The sequence below is a fragment of the Bradyrhizobium sp. genome (assembly GCF_049691595.1).
GTDB lineage: Bacteria > Pseudomonadota > Alphaproteobacteria > Rhizobiales > Xanthobacteraceae > Bradyrhizobium.
Window position 1 is genome coordinate 1 of sequence record NZ_JBAVNZ010000615.1, and the last position, 2,083, is coordinate 2,083.

General features: G+C 64.8%; 2 protein-coding genes and 1 tRNA gene. 1 reads left to right on the forward strand and 2 read right to left on the reverse strand.

What is annotated here, in order from left to right:
* Positions 1-556 (forward strand): nucleotidyl transferase AbiEii/AbiGii toxin family protein (locus tag WCE35_RS24600; RefSeq protein ID WP_424595909.1); only part of this gene is annotated, 556 nt, incomplete at its 5' end.
* Between the two features lie 72 nt (positions 557-628).
* Here WCE35_RS24600 and WCE35_RS24605 read toward each other — a convergent pair.
* Positions 629-704: transfer RNA gene (locus WCE35_RS24605), tRNA-Thr, on the reverse strand.
* A 103-nt stretch (positions 705-807) separates the two neighbouring features.
* Positions 808-2,083 (reverse strand): heme biosynthesis protein HemY (locus WCE35_RS24610; RefSeq protein ID WP_424595910.1); only part of this gene is annotated, 1,276 nt, incomplete at its 5' end.

Here is a 2,083-nt window from a genome sequence, read left to right on the forward strand (position 1 = left end):
GTTGGGCGGCGGCACAGCCATGATGCTGCAGATCGACCACCGAGAAAGCCACGACCTCGATATTTTTCTTCCGGACGCGCAGCTACTTCCTTTTCTCGATCCGCAGAAACGCGACTTCGATTTCGGAGTTTTGGCAAGCGAAGACAAAGGCGACGGAACGAAATTCCTAAAGCTGGCATTTGAGATTGGCGAGATCGATTTCATCGTCGGGAACGCGCTGACATCGTCGCCAACGACACAAATGACTGTTGAAGGCGAAACGGTTTTATTGGAAAAGATTCCGGAGATTATCGCGAAGAAAATTTATCACCGAGGCTCGAACATTATGCCACGGGACATTTTCGACATCGCGGCGGGAAGCGGAGAGTACGCGGAAGCAATTATACGAGAATTGCGCGCCTATCGCGACGCCGTTGCAAAAACGTTAACTGCGATGGATAGGCAGAATCCCGACTTCGTGAGCGCAGCGATTGCTCAACTGTCGATCAAAGACGCATACAGCGCAGTTGCACGGACGGCCTTCGAAAAGACCAAAGAACTCCTAAGAGCAGTGTGAGCGCTTTGGGCAGGTTTCACGGAAGTATTGCGCTAACGTCCTCAACTGCGGACGAAGGGAATCCGCCAACACTGGTGCCGCAAACAGGACTCGAACCTGTGACCCCGTCATTACGAATGACGTGCTCTACCAACTGAGCTATTGCGGCGGACCAAGCGGGCCGCGTCCGGCAATTGCCTGAAAACGCGTGCGCACCTGATATCGGGCACCGGCCGGATTGGCAAGGAAAAGCAACTCCCGCAGGGGGCCGCTCAGTTCCCCAAGCGGGACAAAAACCCGCGCCAGCCGCCGGCCTGGGTTTTGGGCGGACCGACTTGTTCGGAAAATTCGTCGCGCGGGCCGTCGTCGTCGGTGCCGGGATCGTCGGGCGCGCGGAGCAGCGGGATTACCGCCGGAATGCTGGCAGGAACCCGTTTCGCGATATCCTGGCGGGCGCGGAACACGGGCGTCGCCACGGCCGGCGCCGATTCCGCGGGCAGCGGGGGTGAGGGCGCAGGCGGCGCGGCGGGGGCCGGCTCGATGACGGCCGTGGCCAGCGGGGCATTGTCCTGCGCGGCCGGCGGCGCCGGCTCGATCGGGGGCGCAGCCGCCTCCACCACAGTCTCGCGCGGCGATTCGACCAGCTTCTTTCCCGCGGTTTCGCCCTCCCGCGGCGCTGGCGGCGCCAGCATGGCCTCCTCGAACGCCGGGGATTCGATCGGCGCTTGCTTGTCGGACGGCAGGCTCGCGACCGGCGTCCGCCACTGAAAGGCATCAATCCGGCCAGTGACCGGCGACACCGGGCGCCAGCGATCGCTGACATAGCCGTCCGCCGTCCAGGCCGGATCGTGCCGCGCACGCACCGCGCGCAAGGTCCATGCCCGGGCCCGGCCGCTGTCGCCATGCTCGGTGCGCTCGATCTCCGCCATCAGCAGCGCCACCCGCTGCGTCGGCGCGGCGATGAACGGCGCCAGCGCCTCGCGCGCCTTGGCGAATTCGGCGGCGTCGATCGCCGCGCGCGCGATCGCCAGCGCGCCCTCGATATGACCAGGCGCCTTCGAGGCCAGCGTCTCGACCCGCACCAGCCGCTGCCGCGCGGAATCGCCGAGTTTGACATGCGCATAGGCGTCGGCGAGATCGGGATGCGGCTGCGCCAGCCACGCCGCTTCGATGATGCGCATCGATCGCCGCACCTGATGCGCCTCGCTCTCGAATTTGCCGGCGAGCACCGCGGCCGGCACCAGGGTCGGCGCCAGCCCGACCGCTTCCATCGCGCTCTCGCGGGAAAGATCGCGATCGACATTTTGCAATTCCAGCGCACGCGCCGTCAGCAGCACGCCGCGCTGCCGCCGATAGGCTGGCTTGTCGATCAGCCCGGAGGCGAGATTGTTGTCGAGGATCGTCAGCGCGCCGTTCCAGTCGCCCCTGGCGCAGCAGAAGCCGAGCACGGCATGCGAGGCCCAGGACGACGATGGCGAAAGTTTCAGCGCTTCCTCCGCCAGCATGACCGCGGCGACGGGATCGTCGGCGCGCTGGGCTTCGATGAAC